The organism is Amycolatopsis sp. cg9 (assembly GCF_041346945.1).
Taxonomy (GTDB): Bacteria; Actinomycetota; Actinomycetes; order Mycobacteriales; family Pseudonocardiaceae; genus Amycolatopsis.
In genome coordinates this window covers 10,282,094-10,302,583 of record NZ_CP166850.1, presented here as the reverse complement: position 1 = coordinate 10,302,583, position 20,490 = coordinate 10,282,094, and the positions used below count along the sequence as shown (strand labels likewise).

The window sequence follows — 20,490 nt, the reverse complement described above, 5'->3', positions numbered from 1 at the left end:
AAGGGAAGGGCATGTCCGTCAAGTACCCGGTTTCGCAGCCGTACCTGGACGAAGCCGAGCTGGCCAACGTCACCGAAGCCGTCACGAGCGGCTGGATCTCTTCGCAGGGCCCGTACGTGGCCCGCTTCGAAGAGGCGTTCGCGGCGTACAACGGGATCGAGCACGGAGTGGCGTGCTCGTCCGGCACCACGGCGCTCACCCTGGCGCTGCGAGCGCTCGGGATCGGGCCGGGGGACGAGGTGATCGTCCCGGAGTTCACGATGATCGCTTCGGCGTGGGCGGTGACGTACACGGGCGCGACGCCGGTGTTCGTCGACTGCGGCGACGACCTGAACATCGACGTGTCGCTCATCGAAGCGAAGATCACGCCGCGCACCAAGGCGATCATGCCGGTGCACGTCTACGGCCGCCGGTGCGACATGGACGCCGTCATGGAGCTGGCGTACGAGTACAACCTGCGCGTGGTGGAGGATTCCGCGGAGGCGCACGGGGTGCGCCCGGTCGGCGACATCGCCTGCTTCTCGCTGTTCGCCAACAAGATCATCGCTTCGGGCGAGGGCGGGATCTGCCTGACTTCGGACGCGCGGCTGGCCGAGCAGATGAAGCACCTGCGGGGGATGGCCTTCAACCGCGACCACACGTTCCTGCACAAGAAGATCGGCTACAACTTCCGGATGACGAACCTGCAGGCCGCGGTCGCCGTGGCGCAGGTGGGGAAGCTGGACTCGATCCTCGCGCTCCGGTCGGAGATCGAGGCCCGGTACGACGCCCGCCTGCGGGACGTGCCCGGGGTGACGCTCATGCCGCGCCGCGATGTGCTGTGGATGTACGACTTCCTGTGCGAGCGCCGGGAGGAGCTCCGGGAGTTCCTCGCCTCCGAAGGGGTCGAGACCCGGGTGTTCTTCAAGCCGATGAGCCGGCAGCCGATGTACCTCGACCCGGTGTGGCCGTCGCTGAAGGCGAACCGGTTCGCCGAGGAGGGGCTGTACCTGCCGACGTACACGTCGTTGACCGAGGCCGACCAGGAGTACATCACCGACCGGGTGCGGAAGTTCTACGGCTGCTGAGCCAGTCCGGCAGGGCCCGGAGGTCATGAAAGACCCTTTCACCGCGTCCGACGCGGTGAAAGGGTCTTTCATGACGTTGCTAGGGCTTGGGCACCTTGCTGCTCAGGTACGTCAGCACCGCCAATACCCGCCGGTTGTCGTCCTCGTGCTGGGCCAGGTCCAGCTTGGTGAAGATGCTCGCCGTGTGCTTGCCCACCGCGGCCTCGCTGATCACCATCCGCTGGGCGATGGCCGCGTTCGACCGGCCCTCCGCCATCAGCTCCAGCACCTGGCGCTCCCGCGGCGTCAGCGCGTCCAGCGGGTCCCGGCGGGACCGGCTGGCCAGCAGCTTCGAAATCACCTCGGGGTCCATCGCCGTGCCGCCCGCGGCCACCATCCGCAACGCGTCCACGAACTGGTCCGCGTTGAGCACGCGATCCTTCAGCAGGTAGCCGATCGCGCCCGTGCCGTCGGCGAGCAGCTCCCGCGCGTACGTCTGCTCGACGTGCTGCGACAGCACCAGCACCGGTAGCCCCGGACGCTGCCTGCGAGCCTCCAGAGCGGCGCGGATGCCCTCGTCGCTGAACTTGGGCGGGAGCCGGACGTCCACCACCGCGATGTCCGGTTCGTGGTCGTCGATCGCCTTCAGCAGCTCGGTCGCGTTGCCGACCGCGGCCACCACGGTGAACCCCTTCGCCTCGAGCAAGCGGGTCATGCCGTCTCGAAGCAGGTAGAGATCCTCCGCGAGGACTACGCGCACGAACCGCTCCTGGGTTTCCGGGCCGGGCGGGGCCGGGGGCTGGGTGGTCCAACCGTACCGTCGGCGCGTCCGCCCGGTTACCCCGCGTCAGTCCAGGGCGCGCTTCAGGAACCCGCGGATCCCGAAGATCCCGAAGAGCGCCGTCGCGGCCACCATGACCAGCAGGGAGATCCACAGCGGGATCGATTCGACCTGGGTCGGCATCACCAGCCGGCGCAGCGCCTCCGACACGTACGTCAGGGGATTCGCCGCGCAGATCACCTGGAACCACCGCAAACCGGACAGGCTGAGCCACGGGAACTGGCCCGACCCGGTGAAGATCAGGGGGACCAGCAGGATCGTGAAGACCAGGTTGATGTGCCGGGGCGGGACGATCGTGCCGAGCACCATGCCCACCGCCGCGCCGGCCAGCGAGCCCAGGGCGACGACGCCGGCCACGCCCGGCAAGGCCGCGGGGTCCCAGCTGACGCCGTCGAGGATGAGCAGGCCGATCGGGATCATCACCAGGCCGGCGATGACGCCGCGGATCGCGCCGAACAGCATCTTCTCCACCGCCACCAGGCGGATCGACAGCGGCGCCAGCAGCCGGTCCTCGATCTCCCTGGTCACCGAGAAGTCCAGCACCAGCGGGAGCGCGGTGTTCTGCAGCGCCCCGGTGAACGCGTTCATCGCGACCATGCCGGGCAGCAGGATCTGGGCGTACCCGGCGCCCGCGTACCCGATCTGCGACAGCACCTTGCCGAAGATGAACAGCAGGAACAGCGGCTGGATCAGCATCTGCGCCAGGAACGGCAGCAGCTCGCGACCGGTGACGAAGACGTCGCGGCCGAGCACGGCGAGGAACGCGCGGGCCTGGCCGGGGTTCCCGGCCTGGCCGGTCCCGGTGCCGAGCCCGGGCTGCGGGGTGAGCGTCGTGGCGGTCATCGGAGGTCCCGTCCGGTGATGGAGATGAACACGTCTTCGAGGGTCGGCTTGCCGAACGAGATGCCGGTGACTTCGCACCGCTCGCGGCCCAGCACGGCGAGCACGCCGGGCAGCAGCGACGCCGGCTCGGCTTCGGTGTAGAGGCGGAACTGGACGGCGCTCTCGTCGGCCGCGGCCCGGCCGGTCGCGGCGAGCCGCTCGACCCGCACGACGGCGGGCACCAGCTCCAGCTCCTTGGCGACGGCCTCGGCGGGCGCGTCGGCCACCGTGACGCCCACGGTGAGCGTCGTGTTGCCCGGCAGCGACCGGGTCAGCGCTTCGGTGGTGTCGAGGGCCAGCAGCTTGCCGTGGTCGACGATGCCGACCCGGTCGCACAGCTTGGCCGCCTCCTCCATGTCGTGCGTGGTGACCACGACCGTGACGCCCTCGGCCGTCAGCTCGGCGACGCGTTCGTGCACGAACAGCCGCGACTGCGGGTCCAGCCCGGTCGCCGGTTCGTCGAGGAACATCACCTTCGGCTTGTGCATCAGGGCCCGGGCGATCATCACGCGCTGGGCCTGGCCGCCGGACATCTCGTCCACCCGGGCCTTCGCGCGCGGGCCCAGGCCCATCCACTCGATCAGCTCGTCGGCCCGGCGGTGCCGCTGCGCGCGGCCCATGCCGTGGTAAGCGGCGTGGAACAGCAGGTTCTGCCGCACCGTCAGCGACTGGTCGAGGTTGTTGCGCTGCGGCACCACGGCCAGCACCTGACGGGCCGCCGTCGCGTGCTTGACGACGTCGATGCCGGCCACTTCGGCGTGGCCGGACGTCGGCAGCGCGCGCGTGGTCAGCATGCTGACCGTCGTCGTCTTGCCCGCGCCGTTGGGGCCCAGCAGGCCGAAGACCTCGCCCGCGGCGATCGTGAAACCGAGGCCGTCGACCGCAGGCCGTTCTGCTTTCGGGTACCTCTTCACGAGGTCCCGCACCACCACAGCGTCCTGCACGCTGGTCCTCCAGGAAATCACCGGGCGCGCGGGCCCGGGCAGGGTCGGAAAGAGCGCATACGGGGGTGAGGAAGGGCCGTGGTGCTGGGGGACAACCTCGGCCCTTCCCCACAGGCAGCTGGTTCGAGGGAACCAGCGAGCCGGAAAGCGCGCCCGGGCCGCGGGGGCCCGGGCGCGAAGTCGTCAGGAAACGCGCTTGAGGTGCCGCTCGAGCTCGTCGGCCGCGCGGACGGCGCCGCCGGCCGCGCGCACCTTCGCGCCCATCGCCGCGACCGCGGACCGGATCCGCTCGTCGCCCGCGATGGTCCGCACCGCTTCGCGCAGCAGCTCCGGGGTGGGCTCCTGGCCGGCGAGGCTGGTGCCGAGGCCCAGCTCCGCGACCCGCTGGGCCACCGCGGCCTGCTCGACGCTCTGCGGGAGCGACACCATCGGCGTGTCGAAGTACAGCGCCTCCATCGTCCCGCCCATGCCGGAGTGGGTGATGAAGGCCGAAGCGTGCTTCAGCACCGACAGCTGCGGCACCGCGGCGTGCGCCTCGACGTTCGGCGGCAGCTCGCCCAGTTCCGCCGGGTCGAGCGCGCCGATCGACAGCACGACGTGCCAGTCCTCGCCGGTGAACGCCGCCACGACGGCCCGGAAGAAGTCCGGGCGGTCGTTGAACGCCGTGCCGAGCGAGACCAGCAGCACGGGCTTGCCGTCCGACGGCGGCTGCCAGTCGCCCTGGAACGTCCGGTCGCCCAGGCACGGGCCGATGAACGCGAAGTGGTCGTCGAAGGTTTCGCCGTAGTACTGGAACTCCTTCGCCACGAACGCGAGCGCGAACTCCTCGCGGCCGATCGCGAAGTCGGCGGGGGTGATCTCCGGGACGCCGTGCGCCGCGGTCAGTTCCGCGATCTTCTCGCGGAAGGCCACGCGAGCCGGGTGGTCCTCGCTGAAACCGTTTTCTTCCCCGAGGAACTTCGCCAGCGACCACTGGTCGTTGTAGGCGAAGGACGGGAACAGCTCCACCGCGGGCACGCCCCACTTCGCGGCGAGCACCCGCCCGGTCGCGTAAACGGTGCGGTCGTACAGGATCAGGTCCGGCACGTCGTCGGCGAAGGCCGCTTCGAACACCGGGATGGTCGCGGTGCTCTCCATGACCAGCACCAGCGGCAGCCAGGCGGCGAAGTCGGCGGGCGGAGCCTCGGTGCGCGGCTTCGGCGTCAAGGACGACTCGTAGCGCAGGACCCGTGCCCCCGTCGGCGCCACGAGGTCGGCGAACTGGTCCGTGGTGGCGAAGGTGACGCGGTGACCGCGGCGGACCAGTTCGGCGGCCACGTCCAGCGTCGGCATGACGTGCCCGTACGCGGGGATGTTCAGCAGCGCGATGTGTGCCATGGGAAAGCTCCTCGGAGTGCGGTGGTCGGCCGGGGGCCCTCAGGCACGCAGGTCGTGCTTGCGGGTGTAGTAGGCCATGAAGCCGATGAGCCCGCCGAGGACCACGATCCACTGCACGGTCGTCACCAGGTTGATGTCGTCGAGCGGCAGCGAGTAGGCGAGCACGACGCGGACGACGGCGTCGACGATCATGCCGACGCCGAAGACGACCGTCAGCAGGCGCAGCCCGTGGCGCATCTTGGGCTCGGTGTCCCAGCGGCGCTCCCAGACCTCCGCGCCGGCGCCGCCCCGCTTGGTGCGGGCGATGCTGACCCCGGCGTGCAGGAAGAACGGCTTTTCGAAGAACAGCGTGATCAGCATCCAGATGCCGAACATGGCCGTGAGCCAGCCGTCCTTGGCGAAGAAGAAGCGTGCGTCGCCCGAAATCAGCGAAACCGCGGTGCCGATGACCATCATCGTCACCATGAAGAGGCCGAGCCCGTCGATCTTGCGGTACCGGGCGAAGACGTACACGGTGCGGACCACCGGGACGATGCCACCGATGATCGCCGCGGTCAACAGCGGGACACCGTTCTGGCGCAGGATGTAGTAGACGGCGAGGGGGACGATCAGGTCGAATGCGGCGGAAGCGAACAGCGCCAGCCGCGGGTTCCGGGGTTCCGCGTGGGACTGCGTGCCCGCTTGGGTGCGCTGGATGCCGGCTTCGTTCATTGCTGCTCCTGGGTCATCGCGAGTTCGGTCGCGTTTCCGGTGCCATTCGCTTGCGTCGTGGCGCCGCTTGCGTTGACAACGGTAGTGTCGCGATGCTGGTCGGCGTGAGCCTGTTAGACCGAACATAGGGGTAGGGCTGGCTATACCCCTATGTGTGGCCTAAGCCGATTGTCTCCCCCCTCGGGGCGCCCCAGACTGGGACGACCTCGAGTGCGTGCGGACCCGATCGGGCCGCCTCAGGCGGATGGGGGACGCGATGAGCCGACCGGGAACACTCTCCCGCGGAGAGTATGATCTGCGGATGTCGACGATTCCCCAGCGCAGCGCGTCGGCCGTCCGGCGCGGCTTCGCCGGAATGGCGCGACTCGTCGTTCTCGTGCTGTTCGCGGCGGCGCAGGTGTGCGTTCTCACGCTGCCCGCGGTGATCTGGCTGCCGGAATACGTCGCCGCCGCGGGGCTGACCGTACTGGTCGCCATTCCCGCGTGCCGGGTGCTGCCCGCTCTTTCCCGGAAAAGCGCGCCCGCCGTCTACGGCAGTGCGATCGAATCGCCGTACCTCCCGTTGCCGGCGCTGGAACGCACCGAAAACGGCTGGTACTGGAACGGGTACGACTTCCACAAGTCCCGCTGGATCTCCCTCGCCCAGCGCCGCGGCCGCTGGTTCTTCACCGACCCGGCCACCTGGCGCGACCTGTGCTGGCTGGTGGTCAACCCGCTGACCGGCGGCCTGGTCGCGGCCCTGCCGGTCGCGCTCGCCGCGTTCGGGGCGTTCCTGCTGGTCTCGCCCCTGACCGCGCCGCACCTGGCGACCGGGGAGTGGTACTTCCCGCTGCCGATGGACACGCCGGCCGGGGTCGCCGGGACCGCCGTCGCCGGGCTGGCGCTGCTGGTGCTGGGCCTGGTGGCCGCACCCGGCGCAGTCAGCCTGCACGAGGCCTGGACGCGGTGGCTGCTGGCGCCCGACGAGCGCGCGCTGCTGGCGCGGCGGGTGGAGCGGCTGTTCGCGACGCGGGCCGCGGCGATCGACGCGCAGGCCGCGGAGCTGCGGCGGATCGAGCGCGACCTGCACGACGGCGCCCAGGCGCGGCTGATCGCGATCGGCATGTCGCTGAGCACCGCCGAGATGCTGCTCGACACCGACCTCGACGAGGTCCGCCGCCAGCTGGCGGGCGCGCGGGACCTGTCCGCGGCCGCCCTGCGGGAGCTGCGCGGGCTGGTGCACGGCATCCAGCCGCCGATGCTCGCCGACCGGGGCCTCGGCGCCGCCCTCGAGGACCTCGCGATGGACGCGCCGATGCCCACCGACGTCGAGGTCGGCCTGATCGGCAGGCCCGACGCGGCGCTGGAGTCGGCGGTCTACTTCTCCGTCGCCGAACTGCTGGCCAACGCGGCCAAGCACGCGGCGGCCAAGCGGGTGCGGATCACCGTCACCCACCGGCCGGGCGTCCTGCGGGTCGTCGTCGCCGACGACGGCCGGGGCGGCGCCGACCTCCGCCGCGGGACCGGGCTCGCCGGGGTCCAGCGGCGGGTCGCGGCGTTCGACGGCGTCGTGGAAATCGACAGCCCGGCGGGCGGCCCGACCGAAATCACCATCCTCATTCCGTGCGTCCTGCCCTCAGCCGAACAGTAAACTGATACCGGGGGATCGAAATGCGTCGTGGGATCGTGGTGTGCCTGTTCGCTATCGTCACTTCTTTTTCGGTGGCCGGGTGTGACCATTTGATCGATCTGGGCTGCGCGGATCGGTCGTGCCATTTCAACCTCACCAGTGGTGGCAAAGTCGACCTCGGTGGGCAGGAACTGGAAGTGCAGAAGGTCGACAACAATTCCGTGACCCTGCTGTCGAACGGGATCAGCGTCTCGCTGTTCCAGGGGGTTGACATCAATTTCCTCGGGTACCACCTGCACCTCGGGGAGATCCGCGGCGGCGAAGCGAGCCTGGACGTCACCCGGAATTAGCCGGGAGTTCGTCTCGCGGCCGGTCTGAACCGGTGAAGGCCCTGGTCAAGACAGGGGTTACGGTCCGTGCAGTAGTCACCTAGGTTGGTCGTCAATTGGACCAACATGCGGTGGGGGCGACCCTTTCGCGGGTTTCTGGGGTGACTATGCGTAATGATCTTCTTCGTGCGCGGCCACGGTTGCGCACGGCGGCGGTCGTCCTGGCCGGCGTACTCCTGACGTCCGGTCTGGCGGCGGCCGGCGCCGCGGCCGATCCGGCCGCGAAGTTCTCGCCGAGGGTGCGGAGCCTCGTCGGCGAGCTGACGCTCGACGAGAAGCTTTCCCTGGTGCACGGCGGCACGGACCCGAACAGCGTCGGCGAAGCGGGCTACGTGCCCGGTGTGCCGCGCCTCGGCATCCCGGCGCTGCGGCTGGCGGACGGCTCCGCCGGGGTGCGCGTCGACAAGCCGTCGGTCGTCATGCCGGCGCCGGTTTCGCTCGCGTCCAGCTTCGACGAGTCGCTCGCCACCCGCTACGGCGCCGGCGTCGGCCGCGAAGCCCGGGCGCTGGGCACCGACGCGCTGCTGTCCCCGATGGTCAACACCATCCGGATCCCCTACGGCGGGCGCAACTTCGAGACCTTGAGCGAGGACCCGCTGCTGACGTCGCGGATCGCCGCCGCGGAGGTCAAGGGCATCGCGGGCCAGGGCACCATCCCGGTGGTCAAGCACCTCGCCGGCAACAACCAGGAGAACGACCGGCAGACGATCAACGTCCAGATGGACGACCAGACGCTGCACGAGGTCGAGCTGCCCGGGTTCGAGGCGGCGGTGAAGGCCGGCGCCGGTGCGGTGATGTGCTCGTACAACAACCTCAACGGCCCGTCCGCGTGCGCGAACGGCGACCTGCTCACCGGGATCCTGCGGGAGCAGCTGGCGTTCAAGGGCTGGGTGATGTCGGACTGGCGGATGTCGCTGACGCCCGACAGCCTGCCCAAGGGCCTCGACCAGGAGATGCCGGACGGCACGTACTTCGGGGACCAGCTCAAGACCGCGATCGGCGAGGGCAAGATCCCGCAGTCCGCTTTGGACACCGCGGTCGGGCGCATCCTGGGCCAGATGGACCGGTTCCACCTGCTCGACAACCCGGCGCGCCCGGCGCGTGACCTGGCCGGGCTGACGGCGACCGCGCAGGACGTGGCCCAGGCGGGCGCGGTCCTGCTGCGCAACGAGAAGGCGGCGCTGCCGCTGAGCACCGCGCGCTCGGGCAAGGTCGCGGTGATCGGCTACAACGCGAAGACGCCGAAGCTCAACGGCGGCGGCAGCTCCCACGTGCTCCCGTCGGCCACGCCGGCCGCCCCGCTGGACCTGATCAAGCAGCGCGCGGGCAGCACCACGACCTACACCGCGGGCTACGACCCGGCGGGCGAAGCCGTCCCGGCGAACGCGCTGTCCCCGGCGTACACCCAGGGCGGCGGGCTGCCCGCCGGCTCGGAAGGCGTGTTCTACAACGGCACCATCACCGCGCCGACCGAGGGCGACTACAGCATCCAGCTGCAGGCCACCGGCGGGGGCGGCTTCCTCCAGGTGGACGGCGTCGCCAGCGGCCTGTTCGGCGACTCGATCGCGACCGGCTACACCGGCATCACCGTGCACCTGACCGCGGGCCAGCACTCGCTGCTGCTGTACGGTTTCGCGGACTTCGTCAAGCCGCTGCAGGTGAACCTGCACTGGCTCACCCCGGTCGCGGCCCAGACCAAGATCGCCGAAGCGGTGGCGGCGGCGAAGCTGGCCACGACGCCGATCGTGTTCGCCTACGACGACAGCTCCGAAGGCCTCGACCGGCCCGACCTGTCGCTGCCGGGCTACCAGGACGAGCTGATCGACGCGGTCGCCACGGCCAACCCGCACACGGTGGTGGTCCTGAACACGGCGTCCGCGGTGAAGATGCCCTGGCTGGCGAAGACGGCCGCGGTGCTGGAGATGTGGTACCCGGGCCAGAAGGGCGCGGAGGCGACGACGGCGCTGCTGTACGGCGACGCCAACCCGCAGGGCAAGCTGACCCAGACGTTCCCGGTGGACGAGGCCCACACGCTCGTCAGCGGCGAAGCCGGCCTGTACCCGGGCCAGGACGGCCAGGTGAAGTACACCGAGGGCGTCGACATCGGCTACCGCTGGTACGCGGACAAGAAGGTGACCCCGCTCTTCCCGTTCGGCTACGGGCTTTCGTACACGTCGTTCGCCTACAGCGGGTTGACGGCCGCCAACGCGTCGGACGGCGGCCTGGACGTGAAGGTGACGGTGCGGAACACCGGGACCCGGACGGGCACCGAGGTGGCGCAGGTGTTCCTCGGCCCGAGCCCGCAGGTGACGGCTCCCCAGGCCCCGACGGCACTGGGCGGGTACGCGAAGGTCACGCTGACGGCCGGGGCGTACCGGACGCTGACGATCCACGTGGACCCGCGCCAGCTGAGCTACTGGGACTCGGCGGCGAAGGCGTGGAAGCGCGGCGCCGGAACGCGCTCGGTGAAGGCCGGTTCGTCTTCGGCTTCGCTGCCGCTGAGCACGACGGTCGCGGTGAACTGATCCCACCCGAACCGGACGGCCGGTGCTCCCTCCCGGGGGCGCCGGCCGTTTCGCGTTCCGGCGCTTCAAGCCCAGCGCTCCGGCGAAGTCGCGTTCGCCCACCGTCGCCTCCGGCCGGTGACCGCCGAGGATGGTCGCGAATGACTCATTCGCGACCCCGGTGGTCCCGAATGAGTCATTCGCGACCATCACCAACCCGCGACGCGACGGTCGGCCGAACCGGCCCCGACTTTGCCGGGCCTCCCGGCTTTCAAGCCCATGAGGGTCCCCACGGCGGTTGTCGCCGGTGGCCGGGCAAAGCGAACGGCCGGCACCCTGGTCGGGGTGCCGGCCGTCCGGGGAAGGATCGTCAGCCGTTCGTCACCGGTAGGTGGCGGAGGCCTCGGATGATCGCCGAGCGCCGGCGGTCGGCCGGGCCCGTCTGGCGCAGGTCCGGCAAGCGCGTTGCCAGGACCCGGAACGCCACGTCCGCCTCCAGGCGGGCCAGCGGCGCGCCCAGGCAGTAGTGGGAGCCGCCCGAGAAGGACAGGTTGTCCGGGGTGGTCGGGCGGGTGATGTCGAAGACGTCGGGACGGGACCACACCTGCGGGTCGCGGTTGCAGCCCGCCGTCAGGACCACCACCGCCGTGTCGGCCGGGATCACCGTGTCCCCGATCTCGACGTCCACTGTGGACACGCGGCTGGACTGCTGGACCGGGGCTTCGAACCGCAGCGACTCCTGCGCCGCCTGGGGAGCCAGGTCCGGGTCCGCCACCAGCTTGTCCCACTGGTCCCGCTGTTCCAGCATCGTCTTGACGCCGACGCCGATCAGGTTCACCGTCGACTCCGCGCCCGCCAGGGTCAGCAGCTGGCACATCGACACCAGTTCGTGCGTCGTGAGCCGGTCCTCGGCGCGGGCCGTGAGGAGCTTGCTGACCGCGTCGTCGCCCGGGTGGGCCAGGCGCATTTCCATCAGCTCGGTGAACAGCGCGTCCAGTTCGTCCAGCGACCGCTGGACGCCCGCGATGTGCTCCGCCGACGTGATCTCGTCGAAGATCGTGCCGAACTTCGGGCCGTGCTCCAGGTACCGGCTCAGGAACGGCTCGGGGATGTCGAAGATGGCCGCCACGACCGTCACCGGGATGAGGTCGGCGAACGTCGCCATCAGGTCGAACTCGCGGCTCGTGTCGACGCGGTCGAGCAGCTCGTGGCAGATCGCCGTCAGCCGGTCGCGGAAGCCGAGGATCGCCTTGGGGCTCAGGAACGGCGTCGCCAGCTTGCGCAGCCGCGCGTGGTCGGCGCCGTCCGCGCCGAGCATCGAGTTGTCGAACGACGTGATCACCGGGCTGATCGGCTTGCCGTCGGACTTGAGCACCCCGAACCGCCGGTCGCGCAGCACCTTCGTGGCCGTCGCGTGGTCGACCGTCGTCCACGCGCCGAGTTCGCTGCGGTGCAGCGGGCCCTTCGCGCGGATCTTTTCGTAGAGCGGATAGGGATCCTCCGGGCCGCGCAGCAGCAGCGCCAGGGGATCGCCGAGTTCGCCGAGGGTCCACAGCACCCGCATCTGGGTGGTCATGTCCTCGGCCGTCCGGACCGGCATGGCTTTCCTCCTACGGCTTTCCGGCGGTGATCAGCCCGGCGACGCCGCGCACGGTCGGCGCCTCGAACACCTGGGAGATCCGCAGCTTGACGCCGAGGTCCCGGCTGATCCGGGAGCACAGCTGGGCGGCGGACAGCGAGTTGCCGCCCTGCCGGAAGAACGAGACGTCGCTGGCGATCGAGGGCACGCCGATGATTTCGCGCAGGAACCCCGCCACCGCCGCTTCGGTGTCCGAAAGCTCTTCCGCCACCGGCGCCACCGACTCGGCACGGCGGTTCGCGGCCAGCTCGGCCAGCGCCCGGCGGTCCAGCTTCCGGTCCTCCAGCACCGGCAGCCGCTCCAGGCGCTGCACGAGGGCGGGCACCAGGTAGCCCGGCAGCCGCTCGGCCAGCCGGGTGCGCAGCTCTTCCTCGCCCGGGGTCTCGTCGCCGGCACCGGCGTAGAACAGGCACAGGTCCTCGTACGCGCCGTCGGCGCCGGTCACCGGCACCACCGCGCACGCGCCGACACCCGGCACGCGCCCGGCGTTGTGTTCGACGTCGTCGAGTTCGATGCGGTGCCCGCGGATCTTGACCTGGCGGTCCGCGCGGCCTTCGAAGTGCAGCAGCCCGTCGGCGGTCCAGCGCCCGAGGTCACCGGTGCGGTAGACCCGCTCCGGCCCGGCCGGCAGGGCGATCTCGACGAACTTGCGCTCGGTCAGCGAAGGGTCCTCGAAGTAGCCGAGCGCCAGCCCCTTGCCGCCCAGGCAGATCTCGCCGCTCTCGCCGACGTCGCACAGCCGGTCGCCGTCGACGATGTAGGCCTGGGTGTTGGGGAACGGGAGGCCGAGCGGCACCTCGGTGCAGTCCTCCGGCCGGACGCGGTGGCAGGTGGCCGCCACGCTCGACTCGACCGGGCCGTACATGTTGTACAGCGGGATGTCCGGGTACGCCTCGAGGAACCGGGCGGCGTGCCGGGCCGAGAGCTTCTCGCCGCCGGTGCCGACGGCCCGCAGGCCGGCGAAGGCGTCGAGGTCGTTGTCGACCATGCTGTGGAACACCGCGGTGGGCGGGAAGATCGTGGTGACGCCGTGGATCGCGACCAGGTCACGCAGCTTCGTCGCCAGCTCCAGGGTGTCCTCCAGCAGCACCAGGGTGCCGCCGTTGAACAGCACGCCCCACGAGTCGAGGCCGAAGGCGTCCCAGGTCGCCGCGAGCGCCTGCGGCATCACCGCGCCGGAGTCCAGCGGGGTGAACAGCCAGTCGTCGAAGAGCCGCACGTTGCCGCGGTGCGCGGTCACCACGCCCTTCGGCGTCCCGGTGGTCCCCGAGGTGAAGAACACCGCGCAGGCGTCGTCCGCGCCGACCTCGACGGCGGCCGGGCGGGCGCCGAGGATCGGCTGTTCCGGCGGCGCCCACGCCGACGGCCACCCGGCCCCGCGTTCGGCGGCCACCACCGCCCCGCCGAGGTGCTCGATCAGCTCGGCCAGCCGGGCGTGCGGCCACCGCAGGTCCAGCGCCGCGTAGGCGGCACCGCACTTGAGCACGGCCAGCAGCGTCGCGAACAGCTCGGGGGAGCGGGGCAGCAGCACCGGCACGATCGAACCGCGCTCGACGCCGCGCGCCTGCAGTTCGGCCGCGTACGCGTCGGCGGTTTCCGCCAGCTCGCGGTAGCTGATGTCGCGGCCGCGGTGGTGCAGCGCGGTGCGGTCCGGCCAGCGCTCGGCGCACCACTCGAACAGGCCGTGCATGGTCTCGGCCCGCTCGAACGGGCGGGGCGCCGGGTTGAAGGACGTCGTCATCGGGTGCTCCCGCGTTCGGTGATCAGCTCCGCCAGCGCGGCCGGCGTCGGGTGGGAGAAGGCGGCGGACAGCTTCAGCCGGACCCCGGTCTGCTTCTGGATCGACTGGACGAGCTGGGCGGCCAGCAGCGAATGCCCGCCGCTGGCGAAGAAGTTCGTGTCTTCGGTGACGTCGGTGCGCTTGAGCAGCTTCGCGAACATCGCCATCACGGCGGTGGTCGTGGCGTCCGGAACGGCCTCGGCGGGCACTTCGGGCGCCGGCCCGGCCGTGGCGGCCAGTTCGGCGACCGCCGCCCGGTCCACTTCGTGCCCGGCGGTCTCGGGCAGCGCGTCGACCCGCAGGTACCGGGCCGGGCGGGCCCGCGGCGGCAGGGCCGTCTCGGCGTGCCGGGCCAGGTCGGCGGCGAGCTGCGGCTTGTCCGGCGCGTGCACCACGGCGACCAGCTCGGTCCCGCCGTCGGTGACCCGCGCGGTGACCGCGGCCGCGACGACGTCGGTGTACGCGGTCAGCGCGTCCTCCACGGTCGCCAGGTCGACGCGGGTGCCGCCGAGGAACAGCTGGCGCTCGCGCGGGCCGTGGACGTGCAGGGACCCGTCGGTGCGCCAGTGCGCGAGGACACCGACGGCGAGCCTGCCCAGCCGGAGCTCCCCGCGCACGCCCAGCGGCAGCCGCCGCCCGTCCGGGGCGACGACGTCGGCGTCGAGGCCCGCGACCGGCATGCCGTCGGCGAGCACCCAGCGGCCGGAGCCGGAGAACACGGTGTGGACGTCGGCCTCGAGCGCGCGCAGGGTGCGCACGAGCGGGGCGGGCGCGGGTTCGGCGCCGATCAGCGCGGTCCGGCCGCCCGCGGCCTCGCCGAGGTGCTCGACCACGCGCGACCAGACGGCCGGGGTGGCGTGCACGACGCCGGCGTCGTGGCGGGTCAGGAGCTCGGCGAGCAGCCGGCCGTCGGCGCGGGCCCGGTCGGGCGCCACGACCAGCGGGGCACCGGTGGCCAGTGCCAGCAGCAGCTCGGCGACGGCGGCGCCGGCGGCCGGGGACGTCAGCCACAGCACCGGACGGCCGGGCGGCACGAGCGCCGCGCTGTGCCGGACGGACGCGGCGAGTTCCCGGTGCGTCACGCCGATCAGCGCCGGATCGTCCGGGGCCACGGCGCCCGCGTTCGGCTCGACGGCCACGGTGACCGCGTACGCGATCGGCCGCCAGGGGATCGAGGCGTGCGGCGCGGTTTCCGCCGCGCCCAGCACCAGCTTCGCACCGGACACGGCTTCGGCGACGCCGTCCTGATCGGGGTCCACGGTGGTCACCGTGGCGCCGGCCAGCCAGCTGCCGAGCACCGCGGCCGCGAGTTCGCGCCCGCGCGGGGCGACCACCGCGACCAGGTCGCCCGGGCCGGTCCCGGCGTCGGCCAGCAGGGTCGTGACCGCCGAAGCGGCCCGCCAGAGTTCGCGGTACGACGTGGTGCCGTCGTCGGTGACGAGGGCGGGCGCGCCGGGGTTCTCCCGCACGTGGCGGGCGATCGCGGTGAGCGCGGTGTCCGGCGACGCCGGTTTCGCGGCGACGTCCAGCACGCGGCGGTCGGTGGCGCCCCAGACGTCCAGCTCGCCCAGCGGCCGGTCGGGCGCGCCCGCGGCCGCGACGAGGAGGGCGTCGTAGCGCTCCAGCAGCAGGCCGACGTCGTCGCCGCTGAGCACCTCGGCGCCGTACACCGCCTTGACGCGGCTTTCGTCCGCCGACGGGAGGATGACGAACTCGAGGTCGAACTTGCTGTGCCCGGGGTCGATCTCGGCGACTTCGGCGGGTGCGCCGCCGATGCTGGTGGCCGCCCGCCCGCCGAAGGGCAGGTAGTTGAACACGTGCCGGAACATCGTGGTGCGCCAGGAGGAATCGGCGCGCTCGACCTCGGGCAGCAGGACGTCCATCGGCACGTCCGCGTGCGCGATCGCCTCGAAGAAGAGGTCGCGCACCCGGCGGCTGAACGCCCGGAACGTCTCGGCCGGGTCGATGCGGACGCGCAGCGGGACGATGTTGACGTGGTAGCCGATCGCGCGCTGGGCCTGCTGGCTGCGGACGTTCACCGGGAACCCGACGGCGAGGTCGGGGCCGGCGCCGTGGGCGTGCAGCAGCAGGTAGTAGGCGGCCAGCAGGAGGACGACGTCGGGCGCCTTGAGGTCCTTCTGCAGCGCGGTGACGACGTCCTTCGCCTCGGGCGAGAACGCGCGGACCAGCTGCTCGCCGCGCAGGGTCGGCTGGGCGCTTTCCTGGCCGCCGCACCACAGTTCGAGGCCGCTCGCGTCGAAGTCGCGCAGGTGCTCGCGCCAGAACGCGAGGCTCGCCGGCTTCGGCTCGGACTCCGGCCAGAGCGGCACGGGCTCGCTCGCGTCGGGGAGGTCCCCGGCGAGCACGGCGTCGTACGCGGCCGCGAGCTCCTCCAGGAAGATCGACATCGAGGTGCCGTCGAAGATCAGGTGGTGCACGGCCACGCCGACGGAGTCGTGCTCGGGGCCGTGGAACAGGCCGACGCGCAGCAGCGGGGTCCCGTCGAGCGCGAACGGCCGGGTGATCAGCTCGCGCAGCCCGGCCTCGACGTCGGTGCTGTCCTCGCCCTCCAGGCGGACCGGGAAGGACGGCAGCACCTCCTTGGTCAGCCGGGTGTCGTCGGCGTGGAAGACGGTCCGCAGCGCGTCGTACCGGCGCACCAGCCGGGCGACGGCTTCCTGCAGCACGGCCCGGTCGAGCCGGCCCGAGACCTGCAGCGCGACGCCCGGCACGTTGTTGACGCCTTCGCCGGGGACCAGCCGCTCCAGCAGCCAGAGGCCTTCTTCCTTGCGGGTCGCGGGGATCCGCGCGCCCTCAGTGGTCGGCATGTCCGGTCCCTTCGGGGAGGTCTTCGACGGTGGTGAAGGCGTGCGGGATCGCCTCGGCGGGCAGCCGCGCGGCGAGGTACGCGCGCAGCTCGGCGACGAACGAGCTCGTCTTCGCCGCGCGCGAGGGCGCGTTCGCGTAGGTGGTGAAGGGCAGTCCGGGGGTGGCGGCCGAGGCGGGCACTGTCACCGGCTCGCCGTCGCGCGTGTACACGACGTCGACCAGGCCGGGGCCTTCGGCGGACCAGGTCACCGCGGCCTGGTAGCCGCGCCGCCTGCCGATCTCGTGGAGGTCTTCCGGGTCCGGCGCGGTCACCGCGGCGGGCGCCCGGCCGGTGTCGAGCTTCGCCAGCTCGGCCAGCTCGCGCGCGACCCGGCCGTTCGGCACGCCGGTGATCCGCGCGGACGCCGGCCGGACGTCGCTCAGCAGCGTCTCCAGCGCACCCGGGTCCCAGGCCGCGGTCAGCACCGGCTCGACGGTCTCCGCGGGTTCCTTGCGCAGCACGGCGTCGTAGCGGTGCCGGCTCAGCTCGTTGTGGTGGTGGGCCCGCTTGAGCCGGACGTCCGCCGCCGCGATCCCGGGCAGCGTCGCGGCCAGCGCCGGGAAGAAGTCGGGGTCGACGAGCAGTTCCTTCTCCTCCAGGACGCTGTTCTCGACGAGTTCGCGGGCCGACTCGGGCGCGGCGGCGAGCTCGTCGGCCAGTACGGCGGTCCGGAAGGCCCGCAGCAGCCGCAGGTTCCGGACGTCGCCGACGAACACCGCGCCGCCGGGCGCGAGCAGCGCGGCCGCCTGCCGCAGCACGTCCGCGAGGTAGCCGATGTCCGGGAAGTACTGGATGACCGAGTTGATCACCACGGTGTCGAAGTGCTGGTCCGGCAGCCCGGAGAAGTCGTTGGCCTCGCGGTTGTGCAGCGTCACGTGGGCCAGCGCGGGGTCGTCGGCGACCTGGCCGGTGAGCGTCTCGACCACGGTGGCGGAGAAGTCCGTCGCGACGTACTCCTCGCACGACGGCGCGAGCTTGGCCATCAGCAGGCCGGTGCCGACGCCGATCTCCAGCACCCGGCGGGGTCGCAGCGACTTGATCCGCTCGACGGTCGCGTCCCGCCACTCCCGCATCTGCGCGAGCTCGATCGGCAGCCCGGTGTAGGTGCTGTGCCAGCCCACGAAGTTCTCCCCGAGCCCGCCGGACTCGGGGAGCTCGCCGTAGACCCATTCGTAGATCAGCTGCCACTCGTCGACGCGCTTGCGGTCGTCGCCGTCCTCGGCGACCGGGTCCCGCGGCACGACGTGGGCGACGAGCCGCCCGGTCCCGGGTTCGCGGGTCACGCGGGCGCGCGCGATCCCGGGGTGCCCGGCGAGCGCGGCTTCGGCTTGGCTTTCCGTGCCGGTGCCCAGACCGGTCGGTGACGTCGGCATCAGCTCTCCTGCTGGATTCCGGAAGAAACGGGGGCGGTCAGGCGAGCAGGCCGCTGACGGCCTGCGCGACCTCCGGCTGGCTGAGCAGGCCGGAGTGGTCGATGTCGAAGCGGACTTCGCGCGCGCCGATCTCGAGCGCGCCGGGGAGTTCGGCCGAGCGGATGACGTCCACACCGGACAGGTCGGCGGGCACGGTCAGCTGCGAAGCGGCCACGAGGTAGGTCATGTAGCTGCTGAACCAGGAGACCAGCTCCTCGGCGCGGTCGGCTTCCAGGCCGACGCGCTCGAAGGCGGTGCCGCCGACCTCGCGGTAGATGCGCACGAACTCCTTCGTGAGCGTCTCGAGGTCGTCGTGGGTCCGCTGCGCGGTCTCGCCGGCGGCGTGCGCGTCGCGGACCTCGTCGTCGGTGAGGACGGCCGCGAGCGCGTCCACCACGCGGAAGAAGCCGTAGTAGAGCACGGTGAACCCGGTCGCGGCGGTCGGGTCGAACAGCACGACCTGCGGCTTGTCCTGCCAGGTCGCGATCCGGTCGGCGATGGCCAGCGCGAACACGCTGGACGCGCAGTAGCCGAACACCGCCTTGACCTCGACGCCGCTCTCCCTCAGCTCGGTGGTCCACCGGTCGAGGTAGTCGTCCCCGTTCATGCCGGTTTCGTCGCCGACGGCGGGCGGCAGGCTCTCCCACACGCCGTAGGGCGTCTCCAGGTGGGTCGCGAGCTCGGCGAACCCCGCTTCCGGTCGCCCGGTGACCGTGAAATCAACCGTGATGATTACTTCCTTGTCGTCCGCGTTCTCGTCGATCGGGTGCCATGAATGGAGTTCGGCCACGATTGCCCGCCCTTGTATTTAGCAGAATAAAGATTTCCGCAGTCTGAATTTAGCAGCGGCCGATCGGGCCGGTAACCCCTAGCGCGCCCCTAAGCAAGAGGCTGGTGAGCAGCGGTTTCGGGGGGTTAGGGGTTGGAGCGGTCAGCGGCGCCACCGTAGTGTTCGGCGAGGATGAATAAACTCGGGAATGAGGGCGATCGATGGGTGCGGTAACTGTTCTGCCGGACGACGCCCGGTACGCCGATCTCGTGCGCGGGGTGAACCAGCGCTGGGTCGGCAAGCCCGACTACGTCTGCGTCGCGACCTCCACCGAAGAGGTGGTGGCAGCCGTCGGCACCGCCGTCCGCGAAGGCAGGCGGATCGCGGTCCGCAGCGGCGGCCACTGCGTCGAGGAGATGGTCGGCGCCCCGGACGTCCAGGTCGTCATCGACCTCTCCGAGCTCAACCGCATCGACTTCGACCCCGAGCGCGACGCCTTCGTCGTGGAGCCCGGCGCGACCGTGGGCCAGGCCTACCGGACGCTGTACAAGCGCTGGGGCGTCACGATCCCGGCCGGCTCCTGCCCGAGCGTCGGCCTCGGCGGGCACATCGCGGGTGGCGGGTACGGCCCGCTGTCGCGGAAGTTCGGTTACGTCTCCGACCACCTGTACGCGGTCGAGGTCGTCGTGGTCGACGCCGGCGGCACGGCCCGCGCGGTGGTCGCGACCCGCGACCCCGACGACGAGAACCACGACCTCTGGTGGGCCCACACCGGCGGCGGTGGCGGCAACTTCGGCGTGGTGACGCGCTACTGGCTGCGGATCCCCGGCGTGACCGGCGCCCCGTCCGCGCTGCTGCCCACCCCGCCCGCGCGGCTGCTGGTGCAGCAGGACGTCTGGGTGTGGGACATGCTCGACGAAGCCGCGTTCACCCGCCTGCTGCGCAACCACGGCGACTGGTACGAGCGCAACAGCGCGCCCGGTTCGCCCTACGACGACCTCTACAGCGGCCTCTGGTGCGGGACGCGGGCTTCGCAGTTCGTCGCCATGTCGACCCAGATCGACAGCGCCCTCCCGAACGCGGCCGGCCTGCTCGACGACTACGTGGCCGCGATCCGCCGGGACCTCGGCGTCGCCCCGGCGCTGAGCAGCCGCCAGGAGCTGCCGTGGCTGCACTCGACGTCGTGGGGCGGGATCGCCGACAGCGGCGACCACACGCTGAGCTTCAAGATCAAGGCGGCCGACCTGCGCAAGCGCTGCACCGACGAGCAGGCCGGCAAGATCTACCGGCACCTGCTGCGCGAGGACTACGGCAACCACCGCGCGGGCGTGATGTTCGTCGGCTGCGGCGGGCAGATGAACGCCCTGTCGCCGGCCGACACCGCGATCGCGCAGCGCGACTCGATCCTCAAGCTCGTCTACTCCACGCACTGGGACGCCTCCGAGCAGCCCGAGGCGCACCTGGCCTGGCTGCGCGAGTTCTACGCGGACGTCTACGCCGGGACCGGCGGCGTGCCGGTGCCCGACGAGCGCACCAACGGCTCGTACGTGAACAACCCGGACTTCGACGTGCAGGACGAGCGGTGGAACCGCTCCGGGCTGGCCTGGCACGAGCTCTACCACCAGCACAACTACCCGCGGCTGCAGCGGGTCAAGGCGCGCTGGGACCCGGGCGACGTGTTCCGGAACCCGTTCTCCGTGCGTCTTCCTTGAGCCGGA

The 20,490-nt window shown here is 71.5% G+C and carries 15 protein-coding genes; 5 read left to right on the top strand and 10 right to left on the bottom strand.

The window, feature by feature from the left end; genetic code table 11:
- The first annotated feature begins 11 nt into the window (after positions 1-11).
- Positions 12-1,067 (top strand): DegT/DnrJ/EryC1/StrS family aminotransferase, encoded by a 1,056-nt coding sequence (locus AB5J73_RS46955; protein ID WP_370966520.1) that lies wholly within the window; start codon positions 12-14, stop codon positions 1,065-1,067.
- Between the two features lie 79 nt (positions 1,068-1,146).
- On the opposite strand, the gene AB5J73_RS46950 is transcribed toward AB5J73_RS46955, so the two are convergent.
- The 5 genes from AB5J73_RS46950 to AB5J73_RS46930 all read right to left on the bottom strand — a co-directional run bounded on the left by AB5J73_RS46950 (position 1,147) and on the right by AB5J73_RS46930 (position 5,801).
- The gene (locus AB5J73_RS46950) at positions 1,147-1,806 is read right to left on the bottom strand and encodes a response regulator (protein ID WP_370966518.1); all 660 of its coding nucleotides are present in this window, start codon (positions 1,804-1,806) and stop codon (positions 1,147-1,149) included.
- Between the two features lie 87 nt (positions 1,807-1,893).
- Entirely contained in the window at positions 1,894-2,730 is an 837-nt protein-coding gene (locus AB5J73_RS46945) for an ABC transporter permease (protein WP_370966516.1), read from the bottom strand.
- Entirely contained in the window at positions 2,727-3,713 is a 987-nt protein-coding gene (locus AB5J73_RS46940; protein ID WP_370966514.1) for an ABC transporter ATP-binding protein, read from the bottom strand. Before AB5J73_RS46940 ends, AB5J73_RS46945 begins: the two co-directional genes overlap by 4 nt.
- Before the next feature lie 183 nt (positions 3,714-3,896).
- Positions 3,897-5,090: a macrolide family glycosyltransferase gene (locus AB5J73_RS46935; protein ID WP_370966512.1), complete on the bottom strand. Its 1,194-nt coding sequence runs from the start codon at positions 5,088-5,090 to the stop codon at positions 3,897-3,899.
- 39 nt (positions 5,091-5,129) lie between these two features.
- On the bottom strand, positions 5,130-5,801 hold the full coding sequence (locus AB5J73_RS46930) for a VC0807 family protein (protein WP_086863354.1): 672 nt from the start codon (positions 5,799-5,801) through the stop codon (positions 5,130-5,132).
- A gap of 301 nt (positions 5,802-6,102) precedes the next feature.
- Here AB5J73_RS46930 and AB5J73_RS46925 point away from each other — a divergent pair, with 301 nt between their 5' ends.
- The 3 genes from AB5J73_RS46925 to AB5J73_RS46915 all read left to right on the top strand — a co-directional run bounded on the left by AB5J73_RS46925 (position 6,103) and on the right by AB5J73_RS46915 (position 10,324).
- The gene (locus AB5J73_RS46925) at positions 6,103-7,431 is read left to right on the top strand and encodes a histidine kinase (protein ID WP_370966509.1); all 1,329 of its coding nucleotides are present in this window, start codon (positions 6,103-6,105) and stop codon (positions 7,429-7,431) included.
- Between the two features lie 20 nt (positions 7,432-7,451).
- Positions 7,452-7,760, top strand: a complete 309-nt coding sequence (locus AB5J73_RS46920; RefSeq protein ID WP_370966507.1) for a hypothetical protein — start codon at positions 7,452-7,454, stop codon at positions 7,758-7,760.
- Positions 7,761-7,939: 179 nt separating this feature from the next.
- Positions 7,940-10,324, top strand: a complete 2,385-nt coding sequence (locus tag AB5J73_RS46915; RefSeq protein ID WP_370966505.1) for a beta-glucosidase — start codon at positions 7,940-7,942, stop codon at positions 10,322-10,324.
- Positions 10,325-10,673: 349 nt separating this feature from the next.
- On the opposite strand, the gene AB5J73_RS46910 is transcribed toward AB5J73_RS46915, so the two are convergent.
- The 5 genes from AB5J73_RS46910 to AB5J73_RS46890 are packed head-to-tail and all read right to left on the bottom strand — an operon-like array spanning position 10,674 to position 18,793.
- Positions 10,674-11,903: a cytochrome P450 gene (locus tag AB5J73_RS46910; protein WP_370966503.1), complete on the bottom strand. Its 1,230-nt coding sequence runs from the start codon at positions 11,901-11,903 to the stop codon at positions 10,674-10,676.
- A 10-nt stretch (positions 11,904-11,913) separates the two neighbouring features.
- A complete protein-coding gene (locus tag AB5J73_RS46905; RefSeq protein WP_370966501.1) occupies positions 11,914-13,683 on the bottom strand; it encodes a non-ribosomal peptide synthetase in 1,770 nt (589 codons plus the stop codon).
- Complete coding sequence (locus tag AB5J73_RS46900) at positions 13,680-16,550, bottom strand: condensation domain-containing protein (RefSeq protein ID WP_370966499.1); 2,871 nt, start codon at positions 16,548-16,550, stop codon at positions 13,680-13,682. The genes AB5J73_RS46905 and AB5J73_RS46900 overlap by 4 nt, the downstream gene beginning before the upstream one ends.
- Positions 16,537-17,964 carry a methyltransferase gene (locus AB5J73_RS46895; protein WP_370966497.1) on the bottom strand — a complete coding sequence of 476 codons (1,428 nt, stop codon included), beginning with the start codon at positions 17,962-17,964 and terminating at the stop codon, positions 16,537-16,539. The genes AB5J73_RS46900 and AB5J73_RS46895 overlap by 14 nt, the downstream gene beginning before the upstream one ends.
- Positions 17,965-18,001: 37 nt before the next feature.
- On the bottom strand, positions 18,002-18,793 hold the full coding sequence (locus AB5J73_RS46890) for a hypothetical protein (protein ID WP_370966495.1): 792 nt from the start codon (positions 18,791-18,793) through the stop codon (positions 18,002-18,004).
- Between the two features lie 200 nt (positions 18,794-18,993).
- Between AB5J73_RS46890 and AB5J73_RS46885 the strand changes: the two genes are divergently transcribed.
- Positions 18,994-20,484 carry an FAD-binding oxidoreductase gene (locus AB5J73_RS46885; RefSeq protein ID WP_370966493.1) on the top strand — a complete coding sequence of 497 codons (1,491 nt, stop codon included), beginning with the start codon at positions 18,994-18,996 and terminating at the stop codon, positions 20,482-20,484.
- Positions 20,485-20,490 lie beyond the last annotated feature (6 nt).